Here is a 19,834-nt window from a genome sequence, read left to right as displayed (position 1 = left end):
ACGATGCCCAATTCCGACGAGAAACTCCTCCAGGCACTCAGGACATCGCTCAAGGAGACCGAACGGCTGCGCGCGCAGCATCGCCGGCTCACCTCGGACCTGCGCGAGCCGATAGCGATCGTCGCGATGGCCTGCCGCTACCCGGGAGGGGTCCAGTCGCCGGAAGACCTCTGGAACCTGGTCTCCGACGGGGCGGAGGGGCTTTCCGGTTTCCCCGTCGACCGTGGCTGGGATCTGGCCGGGCTCTTCGACCCCGAGCCCGGCCGTCCGGGCAAGAGTTACGTGGACCGGGGTGGGTTTCTGCATGATGCCGCCGGGTTCGATCCCGGGTTCTTCGGGATCAGTCCGAACGAGGCGTGGTTGATGGATCCTCAGCAGCGGTTGCTGTTGGAGGTGTCGTGGGAGGCGTTGGAGCGGGCGGGTATTGATCCGTCGTCGTTGCGGGGCAGTTCGACGGGTGTCTTCGCCGGGATGATGTACCACGACTACGCCTACAACAGCAGTACGGGTTCGGTCGCGTCGGGGCGTATCTCGTACACGCTCGGTCTGGAGGGCCCGGCGGTCACCGTCGACACGGCCTGCTCCTCCTCGCTGGTGGCACTGCACCTGGCGGTGCAGGCGCTCCGTTCCGGCGAATGCTCCCTTGCGCTGGTCGGCGGTGTCGCGGTGATGGCGACCCCGGATGTCTTCGTCGAGTTCAGTCGTCAGCGGGGGCTTGCTCCGGATGGGCGGGCGAAGTCGTTTGCGGCCGGGGCCGATGGCACTTCGTGGGGTGAGGGTGCGGGGATGCTGCTGGTGGAGCGGTTGTCGGACGCGCGCGCCAACGGGCACCCGGTGCTGGCGGTCGTCCGTGGCTCCGCGGTGAACCAGGACGGCGCCTCGAACGGGTTGACGGCGCCGAACGGTCCGTCCCAGCGCCGCGTGATCCGCCAGGCCCTCGCCAACGCGCGTGTGTCGTCGGACCAGGTGGACGTCGTGGAGGCGCATGGTACGGGGACGACACTGGGTGATCCGATCGAGGCGCAGGCGCTGCTGGCGACGTACGGGCAGGATCGTCCGGAGGGCAGTCCGCTGTGGCTCGGCTCGATCAAGTCAAACATCGGGCACACCCAGGCCGCCGCGGGCCTGGCGGGGATCATCAAGATGGTCAAGGCCATGGAACACGGCGTCCTTCCACGGACCCTGCACGTGGACGAGCCCACCCCTCACGTGGACTGGGCGTCGGGCGCCGTGGAGCTGCTGACCGAGGCGCGGGAATGGCCGCGGGCCGATGACCGTCCGCGGCGGGCGGGCGTCTCCTCGTTCGGGATCAGCGGCACCAACGCCCACGTGATCGTCGAAGCCGCACCGCCCGTTGAAGCCGCACCGCCCGTCGAAGCGGCACCGCCTGCCGAGGCGGCGTCCGGCGAGGCGTCCGGAGTACCTTTGGAGGTCGTCCCCTGGCCGATCTCCGCACGCGGTGAAGCAGGGATACGCGCTCAGGCCGGACGGCTGGCCGCGTTCGTCCGGACCGAAGGGCACCTCAGGCCACAGGACATCGGCTTCTCCTTGGCGACTTCACGCGCGCACTTGGAACACCGTGCCGTGGTCGTCGGCCGGGACCGCGCCGAACTGTTGGCCAGCCTGGACGAGTTGGCTGAGGATGATGTCCCTGGTCGCGGAGTAGTGCGCGGAGCGACGATTCCTGGCCGGACGGCGTTCCTGTTCTCGGGGCAGGGCTCGCAGCGGCTTGGGATGGGGCAGGAACTGTACGGCGCGTTCCCGGTGTTCGCGGCTGCGTTTGATGAGACGTGCTCGGAGTTGGACCGGTATCTGGATCGGCCGTTGCGTGAGGTGGTGTGGTCGGAGCCGGAGCTGCTCGGGCAGACGGTGTTCGCGCAGGCGGGGTTGTTCGCGGTCGAGGTGGCGTTGTTCCGGCTGCTGGAGTCGTGGGGCGTACGGCCTGACTTCGTGGCGGGTCATTCGATCGGTGAGTTGGCGGCGGCGCATGTGGCCGGGGTGTTCTCGCTCGGCGATGCGGCCAGGCTGGTTGCCGCGCGAGGCCGGTTGATGCAGGCGCTCCCGTCGGGTGGGGCGATGGTCGCCATCCAGGCGAGTGAGGACGAGGTCGTTCCGCTGCTGGATGGCGCGGCCGTGGCGGTCGCTGCGGTCAATGGCCCGGCGTCGGTCGTGGTGTCCGGTGCGGACGCCCAAGTCGCGCGTATTGCAGCCCACTTCGGCGCGTTGGGGCGAAAGACGAATCGCCTGCGGGTCTCGCACGCCTTCCATTCCCCGCTCATGGACCCGATGCTGGACGACTTCCGCGAAGTCGCCGAGAGCATCACGTACAGCACGCCCGCCATCCCGATCGTCTCCAACGTGACAGGAGGATCGGAGGCGGAAGACCTCGGCTCGGCCGACTACTGGGTCCGGCATGTCCGGGAGGCAGTCCGGTTCGCCGACGGAGTCCAGGCCCTGCGCGACGAGGGCGTGACCCGCTTCCTGGAAGTGGGTCCCGACGGCGTACTGACCGCGATGGCCCAAGCGTGCCTTGCGGACTCCGACGACGAGACGGTGGCCGTGCCCACTCTGGTCGCCGAGCGGCCCGAGACCGCCATGCTGCTCACCGCGTTCGGCACGCTGCACGCCAGCGGGGTTCCGGTGAACTGGGAGGCACTGTTCGACAGCCGTGGCGCTGTCCGGGTGGACCTGCCCACCTACGCCTTCCAGCGCGACCGGTTCTGGCTGCTCGATGCCTCGGCCACCGGCGACGCGACCTCCCTGGGCCTCGGGCCGGTCGACCATCCGCTCCTCGGCGCGGTCACGGGCCTGCCCGGCTCCGGTGTGCTGGTGCTGACCGGCCGACTGTCGGCCGACTCCCACCCCTGGCTCAGCGACCACCGCATGCTGGGCGGCGTGGTCGTGCCGGGGACCGCGCTGCTGGAGCTGGCGATCCACGCCGGCGACCACGCGGGGTGCCCCGTGGTCGAGGAGCTGACACTCCAGGCGCCACTGGTGCTGCCCGAGTACGGCGGTGTCGCCGTGCAGGTCGTGGTGGAGGCCGCCGACGAGGCCGGCCGGCGGGTGATCGGCGTCTACTCCCAGGCCGACGCCACCGACCAGGTGTGGGTCCGCCACGCCACCGGCGTCCTCGGCGACGAGGCCGGGGAACCGTCGGCCGACCTGGAGGCCTGGCCGCCGCCGGGCGCGATCGCGGTGCCGGTCGGCGGCGCCTACGAAGAACTCGCGGCTGCCGGCTACGACTACGGACCGCTGTTCCAAGGACTCCGGGCGGTGTGGCGGCGTGGCGACGAACTGTTCGCGGACATAGCTCTGCCGCAGGACGAGGAGCATGCGCTTGAGGAGGCAGCCGCGTTCGGCATGCACCCCGCGCTGCTCGACGCCGTCCTGCACACCGCTCTGATGACCCGGGACGACCATGCCGCCGACGAGATGGTCCTCCCGTTCGCATGGAACGGCGTACGACTGTTCGCCTCCGGGGCCTCGGCCGTACGGGCGCGGCTCACGCCGACGGACTCGGGCGGGACGGCGCTGCGGCTGACCGACGCGGCGGGCAGTCCGGTGCTGACCGTGGACTCCTTGGTCTCGCGCCCGTGGTCGGCCGGGCAACTCACCGCCGTCACACCGACGTCTCACGACTCGCTGTACCGGGTGGCGTGGACCCCGACCGGGTCCGGCACGGGTACCGAGGCGTCCTGGGCGCTCTGGGACGACCTCTTTGACGCGGCCGAGGTGCCCGATGTCGTGGTGCTGCCGGTCACCGGCGGGGACGCATGCGAGGTGCGTACCGCCGTGCACCGTACGGTCGAGGTCGTACAGGCCTGGTTGGCCGAGGACAGGTTCGCCGGGTCCCGGCTGGCTGTGGTGACCAGTGGCGCGGTCGCACTGGACGGCGAGGACGTCACGGACCTCGCGGGCGCGGCGGTGTGGGGCCTGGTGCGGTCGGCCCAGTCGGAAGAGCCGGGCCGCATTCTCCTGGTGGACACGGACACCCCTGCTGACTTGTCCCGCCTGGCCGGTGACGCGAGAGCGGTGGACGAGCCCCAGCTGGTGATCCGTGACGGTGCCGCTCACGTCCCGCGACTGGCCAGGCTCTCCCCTCCGGAGGACCTGGCAGACCCGAACGGCGGGGCCACCGCGACGCCCGTCTTCAACAGTGACACCGGTGCGGTTCTGGTGACGGGTGCGTTCGGTGCGTTGGGGGGCCTCGTGGCGCGGCATCTCGTTGCCGGGCACGGGGTGCGGCGGTTGCTGTTGGTGGGTCGGCGGGGTGGGGAGGCTCCGGGGGCCGGGGAGTTGTGTGCGGAGCTGGCCGGGCTGGGTGCCGAGGTCGAGGCCGTGGCCTGTGATGTGTCGGATCGGGATGCGGTGGTGGCGCTGGTCGCGGACCGTGAGTTGTCGGGTGTGGTGCATGTTGCCGGGGTGTTGGACGACGGGGTGATCTCGTCGTTGACCCCGGAGCGGGTGGATGCGGTGTTGCGTCCGAAGGTGGACGCGGCCTGGCATCTGCATGAGTTGACGCGGGACATGGGTCTGTCGGCGTTCGTGTTGTTCTCGTCGGCGGCGGGTGTGCTGGGTGCTCCGGGGCAGGGCAACTACGCGGCTGCCAATGCCTTCTTGGACGCGCTTGCCGTGCACCGGCGGGCGAACGGGCTGCCGGCCCAGTCACTCGCCTGGGGCCCCTGGGCCACGGACACCGAGGGTATGGCCGGCGGGCTTGCCGGGTCCGATGCGCAGCGGATGGCCCGGTCCGGGGTGGAGGGACTCTCCGCCGACCAGGGCCTCGCCCTGTTCGACGCCGCCGTCCGGACGACCGAGCCGCTGCTCGTCCCGATCGAGCTGGCCACGAACGCGCTCGCCGGCGCCGGCGACGAACTGCCGCACATCCTGCGCGGCCTGGTATCCGGACGCCGTCGCAGGACGGTCGCAGCGGGTACGCACGAGGCGGCGGCGTTGCGACAGAGTCTCACCGCGCTGCCCGAGGCCGAGCGCCGCCCGGCCCTCCTGGAGACCGTACGTGCCCAGACCGCGCACGTTCTGGGGTTCGCCGGTCCGCAGGACGTCGACGGTGGGCGCGCGTTCCGTGACCTCGGTATCGATTCGCTGTCCGCCGTCGAACTGCGCAACCGGTTGAACCGGGCGACGGGCTTGCGGCTGCCGGCGACGCTGGTCTTCGACTACCCGACGCCGCTGGTGCTCTCCGACCACCTGCTCGGCGAGATCCTGGGCTCGGAGCCGTCCACCGGGCCTGCCCTCGCACTGCGGACGCCGGTCGACGACGAGCCGATCGCCATCGTGGGCATGGCGTGCCGCTATCCCGGCGGCGTCGTCTCGCCGGACGACCTGTGGGACCTGGTCGCGGACGGCGTCGACGGCGTATCCGGTCTCCCCACCGAGCGGGGCTGGGATCTGGCCGGGCTGTTCGACCCGGAGCCCGGTCGTCCGGGCAAGAGTTACGTGGACCGGGGTGGGTTTCTGCATGATGCCGCCGGGTTCGATCCTGGGTTTTTCGGGATCAGTCCGAATGAGGCGTGGTTGATGGATCCTCAGCAGCGGTTGCTGTTGGAGGTGTCGTGGGAGGCGTTGGAGCGGGCGGGTATTGATCCGTCGTCGTTGCGGGGCAGTTCGACGGGTGTCTTCGCCGGGATGATGTACCACGACTACGCCCATAACAGCAGTACGGGTTCGGTCGCGTCCGGCCGGGTCTCGTACACGCTGGGTCTTGAGGGTCCGGCGGTAACTGTTGACACCGCGTGCTCGTCGTCGCTGGTGGCGTTGCATCTTGCGGTGCAGGCGTTGCGGTCGGGGGAGTGCGCGCTGGCGTTGGCCGGTGGTGTCGCGGTGATGGCGACGCCGGAGACGTTCATCGAGTTCAGCCGTCAGCGGGGGCTGGCTCCGGATGGGCGGGCGAAGTCGTTCGCGGCCGGAGCCGATGGCACTTCGTGGGGTGAGGGTGCGGGGATGCTGCTGGTGGAGCGGCTGTCGGATGCCCGCGCCAACGGACACCCGGTCCTGGCGGTGGTGCGGGGCACGGCTGTCAACCAGGACGGGGCTTCCAACGGTCTGACCGCGCCGAACGGGCCCTCTCAACGCCGCGTGATCCGGCAGGCGTTGGCCACCGCCGGTCTCGGCACGGGTGACGTGGACGCGGTGGAGGCGCACGGTACCGGCACCACGCTGGGTGATCCGATCGAGGCGCAGGCGCTGCTGGCGACGTACGGGCAGGATCGTCCGGAGGGCAGTCCGTTGTGGCTGGGGTCGATCAAGTCGAACATCGGGCATACGCAGGCTGCCGCGGGCGTGGCGGGGATCATCAAGATGGTCAAGGCCATGGAACACGGGCTCCTGCCGCGCACGCTGCACGTCGACGAGCCGACGCCTCACGTGGACTGGGCGTCGGGGGCTGTGGAGTTGCTGACGGAGGCGCGGGACTGGCCGAAGGCGGAGGGTCGTCCGCGGCGGGCTGGGATCTCCTCGTTCGGGATCAGCGGCACCAACGCCCACGTGATCCTCGAAGCGGCTCCTGTATCCGCATCCGCATCCGCATCCGCATCCGCACCCGAACCCGTCGGCACCGATTCCCAGGATCGCCCGGCGCCCGCCCCTGTGGAGTGGATCCTCTCGGGCAGGTCGGCCGAGGCGCTCCGGGCCCAGGCGGAGAAGCTGCGCGCGTACGTGGAGGCCCGGCCGGAACTGCGTCCCCTCGATGTCGGGGTGTCGTTGGCGTCCTCGCGCACGGCGTGGGAGCACCGTGCCGTGGTGGTGGCCGACGACAGGGGCTCCGGACTGCGTGGGCTGGCAGCGATCGCGTCCGACGAGCCGCGTTCCGGTGTCGTGCGGGGTGCGGTCACTGCGGGGCTGACGGCGTTCCTGTTTTCGGGTCAGGGTGCGCAACGGGCGGATATGGGGCGGAAGTTGTACGAGGCGTTCCCGGTGTTCGCGTCAGCGCTCGACGAGGTCTGTGCTGCCCTTGACCCTCATCTCGATCTGCCGATCCGTGAGGTGATGTGGTCGGAGCCGGAGCTGCTCGGGCAGACGGTGTTCACGCAGGCGGGTCTGTTCGCGGTTGAGGTGGCGTTGTTCAGGCTGCTCGAAGCATGGGGCGTACGGCCGGACTTCGTGGCGGGTCATTCGATTGGTGAGTTGGTGGCGGCGCATGTGGCCGGGGTGTTCTCGCTCGGCGATGCGGCCAGGCTGGTGGCTGCGCGCGGTCGGTTGATGCAGGCGCTGCCGTCGGGTGGGGCGATGGCCGCCATCCAGGCGAGTGAGGATGAGGTCGTTCCGCTGCTGGATGACGCGGCCGTGGCGATCGCTGCGGTCAATGGCCCGGCGTCGGTCGTGGTGTCCGGTGCGGACGTCCAAGTCGGTGCCATCGAAGCCCACTTCACCGCGCTGGGTCGTAAGACGAGCCGTCTGCGGGTCTCGCACGCCTTCCATTCCCCGCTCATGGACCCGATGCTGGACGACTTCCGTGCAGTCGCCGAGAGCGTCACGTACAGCACGCCCGCCATCCCGATCGTCTCCAACGTGACAGGAGGATTGGAGGCGGAAGACCTCGGCTCGGCCGACTACTGGGTCCGGCACGTCCGCGAGGCGGTCCGGTTCGCCGACGGAGTCGCGCACCTTCGCTCTGCCGGCGTGACCCGCTTCGTGGAACTGGGTCCCGACGGAGTCCTGTCCGCCTTGGTCCGGGGGCAGGCCACGGACGAGGCACTGGACGGGGCCGTGGACAACGCCGTGAACGACGCCGTGGAGGTCGTCGTGCCGGTGCTCCGCCGGGACCGGTCCGAGGAGCGGGAACTGAGGGCGGCCATCGGCCTGATCCATGCGCACGGGGTCCCGGTGGACTGGCAGGCCGTGTTCGCCGGGCGTGGTGCCCGCCGGGTGGAGTTGCCCACGTACGCCTTCCAGCGGCAGGACTACTGGCTCGACACCCCCACGGGCGCGGGTGATGTGTCGGGGCTCGGTCAGACCGCCGCCGAGCACCCGTTTCTCCGCGCCGCCGTGGCGTCCCCGGAAAACGACGGCGTGGTGCTGACGGGCAGGGTGTCGACCGGCACCCGACCGTGGCTGGCCGACCACGAGGTGTTCGGCGCGCGCCTCCTGCCGGGTACCGCCTTCGTGGAACTGGCCGTACGGGCCGGGGACCAGGTCGGCTGCGACGTACTGCAGCAGCTCACCCTGGAAGCGCCGCTCGTGCTGCCCGAGCACGGCGGCGTCGACGTCCAGGTCGTGGTCGCCGCTCTGGACGACGAGGGCGCCCGCCGCGTCAGCGTCTACGCCCACTCCGACGATGCCACGCCCGGCCTCCCGTGGACGCGGCACGCGAGCGGGCTCCTTTCGGCGGGCGGTACTTCGGGCGGCTCTTCGGGCGGTGCGGCGTTCGAGGACGACCTCGCGATCTGGCCCCCCGAGAACGCGGCCACCCTGGACCTGACGAGCGTCTACGAGATCCTTGCCGACCGAGGGTTCGGCTACGGCCCGGCGTTCCAGGGGCTGCGTGCCGCGTGGCGGCGCGGCGACGAACTGTTCGCCGAGGTCGCGCTGCCCGAGCACGACCGGGCCGAGGCCGCCGAGTACGGCATCCACCCGGCCCTCCTGGACGCCGCGCTGCACGCGATCCTTGTCGACGGCGAAGGCGGCGAAGGCGGCGAGGGTAACGAGGGCCGCGAGGTCGTCCTGCCGTTCGAATGGAGCGGGGTACGGCTGCACGCCGCCGGAGCACCGGTGGCCCGCGTCCGTATCCGCCGCGCCGACGCCGCCGGGGTGAGCCTGCTGGTGACCGACGAGACCGGACAGGCTGTCCTGTCGGTGGACTCCCTGGTGTCGCGGCCGGTGACGCCCGGTCAACTCGCCGTCCCGGACAGCCAGGACAACTCCCTGTTCACCGTCGCCTGGCCGCCCCTGCCATCCCTGTCACTCCTGTCGACCGTGTCGGCCGGGTCGAGCGGCGAGCCCTCGGCCACGCCGGGTGTGGCGGTACTGGGAACTGACCGCTGCGGCCTGCCCCAGGACGTCCCGGTGTACGCGGACCTGGCCGCGCTCGCGCGGGAGCCGGTTCCGGACGTCGTCGTGTGGGCCTGCCCGTCGGGCGTCGACGACGTCCCGGCAGGCGTGCGTGCGGTCGCGCACGAGACGCTGCGCATCGTCCAGGAGTGGCTGGCCGACGAACGGCTGGAGCCCGCACGGCTGGTGGTGGTCACCCGCGGCGCGGCCGTCACCGCCGACGGCGAGCGTCCGGGTGATCTCGCGGGCGCGGCCGTACGCGGCCTGATCCGCACCGCCCGGACGGAACACCCCGACCGCTTCGTCCTCGTGGACCTGGATCCCGATCCCCATCCACATCAGGATCCGGACGTGGACGGAGCGGTCGGGGACCCGGACCTGAACCCGGACCCGGTAAGCGGCCCGGTTCCGTCGCTGCCCGCGCTGGCGGTCTGCGGCGAGCCCGAACTGGCCGTGCGCGGCGCCGAGGTGCGGGTCCCCCGGCTCGTCAGGGCAGCCGGCGGTACGGACACCCTGTCGTTCGCCCCAGCCGGGGCCGCCGGGGCCGCCGGGACCGTACTGATCACTGGCGGTACGGGCGGTCTCGGTTCGCTGGTGGCCCGGCACCTGGTGCGCGAACACGGCGTACGGCGCCTGCTGCTGACCAGCCGCCGGGGCATCGAGGCGCCCGGCGCCCAGGAGCTTCGTACGGAGCTGGCCGGGCTCGGCGCCGAGGTCACGGTCGTCGCCTGTGACGTCGGCGACCGGGACGCCGTCGCCGCTCTCCTCGCGGGGATCGAGCACCCCCTGACGGGCATCGTGCACACGGCCGGTGTACTGGACGACGGAGTCCTGACCTCTCTCACGCCCGACCGGCTGGACACCGTCCTCGCGCCGAAGGCCCACGCGGCCTGGCACCTGCACGAGTTGACCCGGGACATGGACCTGTCGGCGTTCGTGCTGTTCTCCTCGGTCGCGGGCACGCTGGGTGGCGCCGGACAGGCCGGCTACGCGATGGCGAACGCCTTCCAGGACGCCCTCGCCGCTCACCGCCACGCGCTCGGCCTGCCCTCGGTCTCCCTGGCGTGGGGCCCGTGGGCCGGGGCGGAGGGCATGGCGGGCACGCTCGCCGACGCCGACATCGAGCGGCTGCGGCGCTCCGGCATGCCGCCCCTCACGGTCACCGAGGGGCTCGCGCTGTTCGACCGGGCGCTGTCCACCGGGACGGCGGAACTCGTGCCCGTCCGGCTCGACCTCGGCGTGCTGCGGTCGTTCGCCGGCTCCGGCGCCGTCCCGGCGGTCCTGCACGGCCTGGTCAAGCCGCCCGCCCGCCGGGCGGCCCGCTCCGGTGGCGCGGCGTCACTGCGGCGCCGGCTGGACGTGTTGCCCGAGGCGGAACGCGACCGCGCGCTGCTCGACCTGGTACGCACGCACGTCGCCGCGGTCCTCGGCCACGACGACGCCCGCTCCATCGAACCCGCGCGCGCGTTCACCGAGCTGGGCTTCAGCTCCCTGTCGGCGGTGGAACTGCGCAACCTGCTCGGCGCCGCCACCGGCCTGCGGTTGCCCGCCACCCTCGTCTTCGACCACCCCAGTTGCGACGCGGTGGCCCGGCACATCATGGGCGAACTCCTCGGCGCGGGCGAGACCGCGGCCCCGGTCAGGGCTCAGGCGCGCGTCGACGAACCCATCGCGATCGTGGGCATGGCCTGCCGGTTCCCCGGCGGGGTCGCGTCCCCCGACGATCTGTGGCGGCTCGTCGCCGACGGCGTGGACGCGGTGGCGGAGTTCCCCCGCGACCGGGGCTGGGACGTCGACGGCCTCTACGACCCCGAGCCGGGGAAACCGGGCAAGTGCATCGCGCGTGAGGGCGGCTTCCTCTACGACGCGGCCGACTTCGACGCCGAGTTCTTCGGGATCTCACCGAGGGAGGCACTGGAGACCGACCCACAGCACCGGCTGCTGCTGGAGACATCCTGGGAGGCGTTCGAGAGCGCCGGGATCGCGCCGGGCTCCCTGCGCGGCAGCGCGACCGGAGTGTTCGCCGGAGTGATGTACCACGACTACGGAGGCGGGGCCAGCGGCGGCAGTGTCGCCTCCGGGCGGGTCTCCTACACGCTCGGTCTCGAAGGGCCGGCGGTCACCGTCGACACGGCGTGCTCGTCGTCCCTGGTGGCGCTGCACCTGGCCGCGCAGGCACTGCGGACCGGCGAGTGCACCCTCGCTCTCGCGGGCGGCGTGACGGTGATGGCGACCTCGGGGACGTTCGTGGAGTTCAGCCGGCAGCGCGGCCTTGCGGCGGACGGACGGAGCAAGTCGTTCGCCGCGTCGGCCGACGGCACCGGCTGGGGCGAGGGCGTCGGCATGCTCCTGGTGGAGCGGCTGTCGGACGCCCGCGCCAACGGCCATCCCGTGCTGGCGGTCGTCCGTGGCACCGCGACCAATCAGGACGGCGCGTCGAACGGCCTGACCGCGCCCAACGGCCCCTCGCAGCGCCGCGTGATCCGGCAGGCGCTCGCCAACGCGGGCCTCGGCACCGGCGATGTGGACGCGGTGGAGGCACACGGCACGGGCACCCGGCTCGGCGACCCCATCGAGGCGCAGGCCCTGCTGGCGACGTACGGGCAGGACCGTCCGCAGGACAATCCGCTGTGGCTCGGGTCCATCAAGTCGAACATGGGCCATACCCAGGCGGCGGCCGGTGTCGCGGGGATCATCAAAATGGTGCAGGCGATGCGGCACGGAGTGATGCCCCGCACGCTGCACGTGGACGAGCCGACCCCGCACGTCGACTGGTCGGCCGGGCGGGTGGAGTTGCTGACGGAGGCCCGGGAGTGGCCGCGGAACGGTCGCCCCCGCCGGTCGGCGGTCTCCTCGTTCGGGATCAGCGGCACCAACGCCCACGTGATCCTCGAACAGCCCCCCGCCCCGAACAGGACGGACGACACCTCCGGGCCCGCCGACCGGCCCCGGACCGGGACCTTCCCCTGGGTGGTGACGGGCCGGAGCGCCGAGGCCGTACGAGCCCAGGCCCAGCGCCTGGCCGCCTTCGTCCGGGCGGACGAGGCTGCCGACATCGCCGACGTGGGCCTGTCACTGGCCACGTCCAGGACGGCGTTCGACCATCGCGCGGTCGTGCTCGCGACGGACCGGGCGACCGCGCTGGACGGACTGGACGCGCTGGCCACCGGCGCCGCGCACCCCGGCGTGCTGCGCGGCTCCGGCCGCGGCGGCGCCGCACCCGTGTTCGTCTTCCCCGGCCAGGGATCGCAGTGGGTCGGTATGGCGGTCGAACTCCTCGACTCCTCACCGGTGTTCGCCGCCCGCCTGGAGGAGTGCCGCCGTGCGCTGCGGCCGTACGTGGAGTGGGACCTGTTGGAGGTGTTGCGTGGTGACGGTGGGTCTTTGGTGCGGGTGGACGTGGTCCAGCCGGTCCTGTGGGCGGTGATGGTGTCGCTGAGTGAGGTGTGGCGTGGTTTCGGGGTGGAGCCCGCCGCTGTCGTCGGCCACTCTCAGGGTGAGATCGCGGCGGCCTGTGTGGCGGGTGCGCTGACGCTGGACGACGGGGCCCGAGTCGTCGCGGTGCGCAGCCGCATCATCGCGGAGGACCTCGCCGGCCAGGGCGGCATGCTCTCGGTGGCCCTGTCACCGGCACGGGCCGCCGAGGCGATCGCCGGATGGGAGGGACGTGTCGAACTGGCGGTGGTCAACGGCCCCACGTCCGTCGTCGTGTCCGGTGAGGTGGACGCGCTGACGGAACTCCGGGCGACGCTGGAGGAACAGGGCGTCCGGGTACGGCTGATCCCCGTCGACTACGCCTCCCACTCGATGTTCGTCGAAGGGCTCCGCGCCCGGATCCTCGCCGAACTGGACGGCCTGTCGCCCCGCCCCTCACGGGTGGCGTTCTATTCGACGGTGACGGGCACGCAGCTCGACACCGCCACCCTCGACGCCGAGTACTGGTACGCGAACCTGCGCCGCACCGTCCGGTTCGAGGAGGCGACACGCGCCCTGCTGGACGACGGCTTCACCGCGTTCGTGGAGTCCAGCCCCCACCCCGGCCTGCTGGTCGGCCTGGGGGAGACCATGGAGTCGGCGGGCGTGAGCGGAGTGACGGCCGGTTCGCTGCGCCGCGGCGAGGGCGGTGCGGAACGGCTGTCGACCTCGCTCGCCGAGGTGTTCACCGGCGGTGTGGACGTCGACTGGAGGACCGCCTTCGACGGACACGGGGCCGGGCGGACCGAACTGCCCACCTACGCCTTCCAGCGCCGCCGCTACTGGACGGACCAGAGCACGGGCGCGGGCGACGTGACCTCCCTGGGCCTGGACGCACCCGGCCACCCGCTGCTCGGTGCGGTCGTCCCGTCCGTGGCCCCCGGGACGGACGGCGTGACGCTCACCGGCCGGCTGTCGGTGGGCACCCAGCCGTGGCTCGGCGACCACGCCGTGTCCGGCGTGACGCTGTTCCCCGGAACGGGCTTCGTGGAACTTGCCGTACGGGCCGGTGACCAGGTCGGCTGCGGCCGTGTCGAGGAACTGGCACTGGAGGCGCCGCTGGTGCTCCCCGCCGACGGCGGCGTCTCCGTACAGGTGGTGGTCGGCGCCCCCGACGGCCCGGACGGCGGACGGACCGTGACGATCCACACCCGCGCGCACGCGGACGGGCCATGGACCCGGCACGCGCTCGGCACGCTGACCCCGGCCCGCGCGGCCACGGACCCCGGGCTCGAACAGTGGCCCCCGCCCGGCGCCACCGAGATCGATGTCACCGGGCTGTACGACGCACTGGCCGACGTCGGTCTGGAGTACGGGCCGGTGTTCCGGGGGTTGGGGGCGGCGTGGCGGCGGGGTGAGGAGGTGTTCGCGGAGGTCGCGCTTCCTGATCAGGTGGAGGGGGCCGGGTTCGGGTTGCATCCGGCGTTGCTGGACGCGGGTCTGCATGCGGTGGCGTTGAGTGGTGCGGTGGTCGGTGACGGGGTGGTGCTGCCGTTCGCGTGGTCGGGCGTGGAACTGTTCGCCTCCGGCGCCACGGCACTGCGTGTCCGGGTGACCCCGACCGGCACCGGTGTGGTGTCGATCCAGGCCGCGGACACGGCAGGGAACCCGATCGTGGCGGTCGAGTCGCTGGCCCTGCGGGAGATGTCCCCGGCCCAGCTGTCCGCCGCGGCCGGATCACCGTTCCACGAGTCGCTGTTCCGTCTGGAATGGTCGCCGCTCCCGGCCGCCCGTGCCGGGCGGACCCCGGACTGGATCGCCTGGGACGACCTGCGGGACGAAACCCCCGTACCCGAACTGGTGGTGCTGCCCGTGACCGGGACGGCGGGCGCCGCACCGGCACGGAAGGCCGTGCGTCAGGTGCTCGACGTCGTGCGGTCGTGGCTCGCCGCCGACCGGTTCGCGGGTGCCCGCCTCGTGGTCGTCACCTCGGGCGCGGTGTCCGTGGACGGCGAGGACGTCACCGACCTCGCGGGCGCGGCCGTATGGGGCCTGGTGCGGTCGGCACAGTCGGAGGACCCCGGTCGGATCGTCCTCGCCGACCTGGCGGATCCCGCCGACGTCACGAGCGTGCTCCCGGCCCTGGCGTCGTCGGACGAGCCGCAGGTCGCCCTGCGCGACGGCGTGCTCCGCGCGGCCCGCCTGGCGAAGGTGCCCGCCGTGCCCGCCGAACCCGTTGTACCCGCCGAACTGGCCGTACCCGCCGAACCGGCTGTACCGGCCGAGGCGTCCGTCGCTCCCGAAGCTTCGGTCACGCCCCAGGAGCCCGAGCCGCGTCCCTTCGGGGAGTTCGCAGGCGAGGGCCCGGTACTGGTGACGGGTGCGCTCGGGGCGCTCGGCGTGGTCGTGACGCGGCACCTGGTCGCCGAACGCGGCGTACGGAACCTGCTCCTGGTGGGCAGGCGCGGCGCGGCGACACCCGGCGCGGCCGAACTGTGCGAGGAACTGTCGGCACTCGGAGCACGCGTGGAGGTGGCCGCCTGCGACGTGGGCGACCGCGACGCCCTCGCAGGGCTCCTGACCGGACGGAACCTGAGCGCCGTCGTGCACGCGGCCGGGGTGCTGGACGACGGAATGATCTCCTCCCTCACCGCCGAGAGCGTGGACACCGTCTTCCGCCCGAAGGCCGACGCCGCCTGGTATCTGCACGAGCTGACCCGGCACATGGATCTGTCGGCGTTCGTCCTGTTCTCCTCGGCGGCCGGCGTGCTGGGTACTCCGGGACAGGGCAACTACGCGGCGGCGAACGCGTTCCTGGACGCCCTGGCCGCACACCGACGCGCCCACGGCCTGCCCGCCCAGTCCCTGGCCTGGGGACTGTGGGGCGCCGGCGACAGCGGCATGGCGGGCCGGCTCGACGACAACGACCGGCAGCGCGTGGGCCGCTCGGGCGTCCAAGCGCTCTCCGCCGCACAGGGACTCGGACTCCTCGACACCGCCGGACGTCTCGATGCGGCGGCGCTCGTCCCCATCTGTCTGAACCTCAGGGCCCTGGCCGCCACCGGTGACGACCTGCCTCCACTGCTGCGGGACCTGGTACCACGCTCCCGGCGCACCGCCACGGCGGGCCGGGCGGACTCGGGCGCGCTTCGCACGCGACTCGCCGGCCTCTCCGAGGACGAGCGGGCCCGGGAACTGCGGACGCTGGTGCTGACCTGCGCCGCCGGAGTCCTCGGCCACAGCGGCCCCGAGTCCGTCGACCCCGACCGGGACTTCCTGGAGGCGGGCTTCGACTCCCTCACGGCGATGGAACTGCGCAACGGACTCAACGCCGCGACCGGGCTGCGCCTGCCCGCGATGGCCGTGTTCGACTCCAAGAATCCCGCCGAACTGGCCCGCCATGTCCAACTACGGCTGGCGGCCGACCTCGACGGCTCGGGCACGGACGGCGAGCCCGCCGCCGACACCGACGGCGACACCCTCAGCGACCTGTTCCGCGCGGCCGTGCGAGCGGGGAACGTCACCCAGGGGTTCGTCCTCCTCGGCGCGGTCGCCGACATCCGTCCGAGGTTCACCGGGAGCGCCGACCTGCCGAGCCCGCCACGGCCGGTGGTCCTCGCGGACGGGCCCACGCGGCCACGCCTGATCTGCGTCTCCACGCCCATGGCGGTCGGCGGCGTCCACCAGCACGCCCGGCTCGTCTCGCACCTGCACGGGACACGGCACGTCACGGCGCTGCCGCTGCCCGGTTTCGCAGCGGGGGAGAGCCTCCCCGACTCGCTCGGCGCCGTCACCGAAGTGATCGCCGAGAGCGTGGCACGGGCCGCGGAAGGGGAGCCGTACGTCCTGCTCGGCTACTCCTCCGGCGGCCTGGTCGCGCACGCGGTCGCGAGCCGCCTGGAGGCGGTGGACGCCGGCCCGCGGGGGATCGTGCTGCTGGACAGCTTCCAGGTCCGCGACGAGGCCATGACCGTCGGACAGGAGTCGCTAGCTCTGAACCTGCTGGAGATGGAGCCGACGTTCGGGCGCTTCGGCAGCGCCCGGCTCTCCGCGATGGGCCTGTACGCCAACCTCCTGCTCGACTTCACCCCGGGCGAACTCCGCGCGCCCGTGCTGTTCGTCCAGGCCGGCGAGTCGTTCATCACCGGGCCCGGCGAGGAACCCGGCGGCGACCGGTGGCTGGCCGCGCCCTGGAATGCCACCCAGACCCTCAGGACGGCCCCCGGGAACCACTTCTCACTCGTACAGGAGGACGCGGAGACCACCGCGCGGATCGTCGACGAGTGGATCGGCTCCACGAAGTGAACCTCTGATCCGCTCCTGCGCAGGACACCGGTTCCGGCCCCTGGATATAGGGGGTGTCCGGGGCATCTCAGGGGAGTTCCCGGAGCCTTTCCGTAACTAGTGTCGTCATGACCGCCGCGGCCTGTCGACCGGCCGCGGCTGGCGATGACGGCGTGCGTCGTGAGACCAGTCGAACGGGGTGATTGAGGTGTCGTTGGCTCCCCATGCCAAGGGAAGAGTGCCATTCGGCGAGTACGAGACCTGGTATCGCGTCACGGGCGACCTGCGCGCCGGCGGGCCGCCCCTGGTGGTCGTCCACGGCGGGCCGGGCAGCACCCACGACTACCTGCGCTCTCTCGCCTCGCTCGCCGAGCTGGGACGGCCGGTCGTGCACTACGACCAGCTCGGCAACGGCGGCTCCACCCACCTTCCCGGGCGGGGCCCGGAATTCTGGACCGTGGGACTGTTTCTCGACGAACTCGACAACCTGCTGAACAGGCTTGGAATCGCCGACGACTACGTACTGTTCGGCCAGTCCTGGGGCGGCACACTCTCCGCGAAACACGCCTCGGCGAAGCCACCGGGCCTTCGGGCACTGGTCGTCGCCAATTCCCCCGCCTCCTATGTCCTGTGGCGCCAGGAAATGAAAGTCCTGCGAGAACTGCTGCCGCCCGGGGTCGACGAGACGCTGGCCCGCCACGAGGCCGCGGGAGAGACCGACAGCGAGCAGTACCACCAGGCCATGACGGTCTTCTACAACAGGCACGTGTGCCGGCTCCGGCCGTGGCCGCGCGATTTCGTGGCGACGCTCATGGAGATCCAGAACGACCCCACCGTCTACCGCACCATGAACGGCCCGAGCGAGTTCCACGTGACCGGGACCCTGCGGGACTGGTCGGTGGAGGACTGCGTCGCCGGCATCGAGGTGCCGACACTCCTGATCTCGGGCCGGCACGACGAGGCGACGCCCGCGACCGTGCGGCCGTTCGCCGAACTGATCCCCGACGTCCGGTGGGAGGTCTTCGAGGAATCGAGCCACCTGCCCCACCTGGAAGAGCCCGAACACTTCACACGGGTGATGGCCGACTTCCTCAACGAGTTCGGAGGCTGAAGGTGGACGCGTCCGCCGAGGAGATCATCGAGGCGCTCCGCGACTCGCTGCTGGAGAACGAACGGCTCCGGCAGAGCAACGGACGGCTGGAGGCCGCCGCCACCGAGCCGGTGGCGATCGTGGGCATGGCCTGCCGCTACCCCGGCGGCGTCACGTCCCCCGACGACCTGTGGCGGCTCGTCGCCGAGGGCACGGACGCCGTGTCGGGCTTCCCCGCCGACCGCGGCTGGGACACCGGGCGCCTCTACGACCCCGAGCCCGGCACGCCCGGCAGGAGCTATGTGCGCGAGGGCGGATTCCTGCTCGACGCGGCCCGGTTCGACGCGGCCTTCTTCGGGATCTCGCCACGTGAGGCCCTTGCCATGGACCCCCAGCAGCGGTTGCTGCTGGAGACGTCGTGGGAGGCCCTGGAGCGGGCCGGCATCGACCCCGCCACACTTCGCGGTGGCCGCACGGGCGTGTTCGCCGGCGTGATGTACCACGACTACGGCACCAGCTCCAGCAACGGAAGCATCGTCTCGGGCAGGGTCGCCTACACGCTGGGTCTTGAGGGCCCGGCGGTCACCGTCGACACCGCCTGTTCGTCCTCGCTGGTGGCACTGCACCTGGCGATACGGTCGCTCAGGTCGCAGGAGTGCTCGCTGGCACTGGCCGGTGGTGTGACGGTGATGGCGACCCCGGAGACCTTCGTCGACTTCAGCGAACAGCGCGGGCTCGCCCCCGACGGCCGCGTCAAGGCGTTCTCGGCCGCCGCCGACGGAACGGGCTGGGGCGAGGGCGCCGGGATGCTGCTCGTGGAGCGGTTGTCGGACGCCCGCCGCAACGGTCATCCGGTGCTGGCGGTCGTCCGTGGCTCCGCGGTGAACCAGGACGGCGCCTCGAACGGCTTGACCGCGCCGAACGGTCCGTCCCAACAGCGGGTGATCCGGCAGGCGTTGGCCACCGCCGGTCTCGGCACGGGCGATGTGGACGCGGTGGAGGCGCACGGCACGGGGACGACGCTGGGTGATCCGATCGAGGCGCAGGCGCTGCTGGCGACGTACGGGCAGGATCGTGCGGACGGGCCGCCGTTGTGGCTGGGGTCGGTCAAGTCGAACATGGGGCATGCGCAGGCCGCGGCGGGTGTGGCCGGGGTGATCAAGATGGTGCAGGCGATGCGCCATGGGGTGCTGCCGCGCACGCTGCATGTGGATGCTCCGTCCTCGCAGGTGGACTGGTCGGCGGGGCGGGTGGAGCTGCTGACGGAGGCGCGGGAGTGGCCGGAGGCGGAGGGTCGTCTGCGGCGGGCGGGGGTCTCGTCGTTCGGGATCAGCGGCACCAACGCCCACGTCATTATCGAAGCGGCTCCGGCAGACCTGCGGGACGCACGGGGTGACCAGGGCGACCGGCTGTCCCACTCGGGCACGGTGCCCTGGGTGTTGTCCGCGCGAAGCCGGGACGGGCTGCCCGCTCAGGCCGCCCGTCTGCTGGACTTCGTGACGGACCGTCCACTACTGCGCCCCGCCGACATCGGGTACTCGCTGGCGACGTCGCGCGCGCTGTTCGACCATCGCGCGGTGGTGGTCGGACGGAACCGGGACGACCTGCTGGCAGGCCTGCGCACGCTGGCCGACGAGGCCCCCGGCGGTGGAGTCGTCCACGGCGTCGCGGGCACCGGCCGGACGGCGTTCCTGTTCTCGGGGCAGGGCTCGCAGCGGCTCGGGATGGGGCAGGAACTGTACGGCGCGTTCCCGGTGTTCGGGGCCGCGTTCGACGCGGTGTGCGGCGAGTTGGACCGGCATCTGGATCGGCCGTTGCGTGAGGTGGTGTGGTCGGAGCCGGATCTGCTCGGGCAGACGGTGTTCGCGCAGGCGGGGTTGTTCGCGGTTGAGGTGGCGTTGTTCCGGCTGCTCGAATCGTGGGGCGTACGGCCTGACTTCTTGGGGGGTCATTCGATTGGTGAGTTGGCGGCGGCGCATGTGGCGGGGGTGTTCTCGCTCGGTGACGCGGCCAGGTTGGTGGCGGCGCGGGGCCGGTTGA

At 72.0% G+C, this 19,834-nt stretch carries 3 protein-coding genes; all 3 read left to right on the top strand.

All coding sequences use genetic code 11. The features are described from left to right. Positions 1–3: 3 nt before the first annotated feature. Positions 4–16,725 carry an SDR family NAD(P)-dependent oxidoreductase gene (locus ACH4DZ_RS35565; protein WP_398292321.1) on the top strand — a complete coding sequence of 5,574 codons (16,722 nt, stop codon included), beginning with the start codon at positions 4–6 and terminating at the stop codon, positions 16,723–16,725. A gap of 187 nt (positions 16,726–16,912) precedes the next feature. Then, positions 16,913–17,815, top strand: coding sequence for a proline iminopeptidase-family hydrolase (locus ACH4DZ_RS35560; protein ID WP_398292318.1), 903 nt, complete (start codon positions 16,913–16,915; stop codon positions 17,813–17,815). 2 nt (positions 17,816–17,817) lie between these two features. After that, positions 17,818–19,834 (top strand): type I polyketide synthase (locus ACH4DZ_RS35555; RefSeq protein WP_398292316.1); only part of this gene is annotated, 2,017 nt, incomplete at its 3' end.

The sequence above is a fragment of the Streptomyces sp. NPDC017991 genome (assembly GCF_044328075.1).
Taxonomy (GTDB): domain Bacteria; phylum Actinomycetota; class Actinomycetes; order Streptomycetales; family Streptomycetaceae; genus Streptomyces.
Note: the sequence above shows the minus strand (reverse complement) of the source record. Positions and strands in the feature narration are given on the sequence as shown.

Bases quoted from the DNA above. Each gene is read 5' to 3' on its own strand.
- ACH4DZ_RS35565 (WP_398292321.1), top strand. From the start codon at position 4: ATGCCCAATTCCGACGAGAAACTCCTCCAGGCACTCAGGACATCGCTC.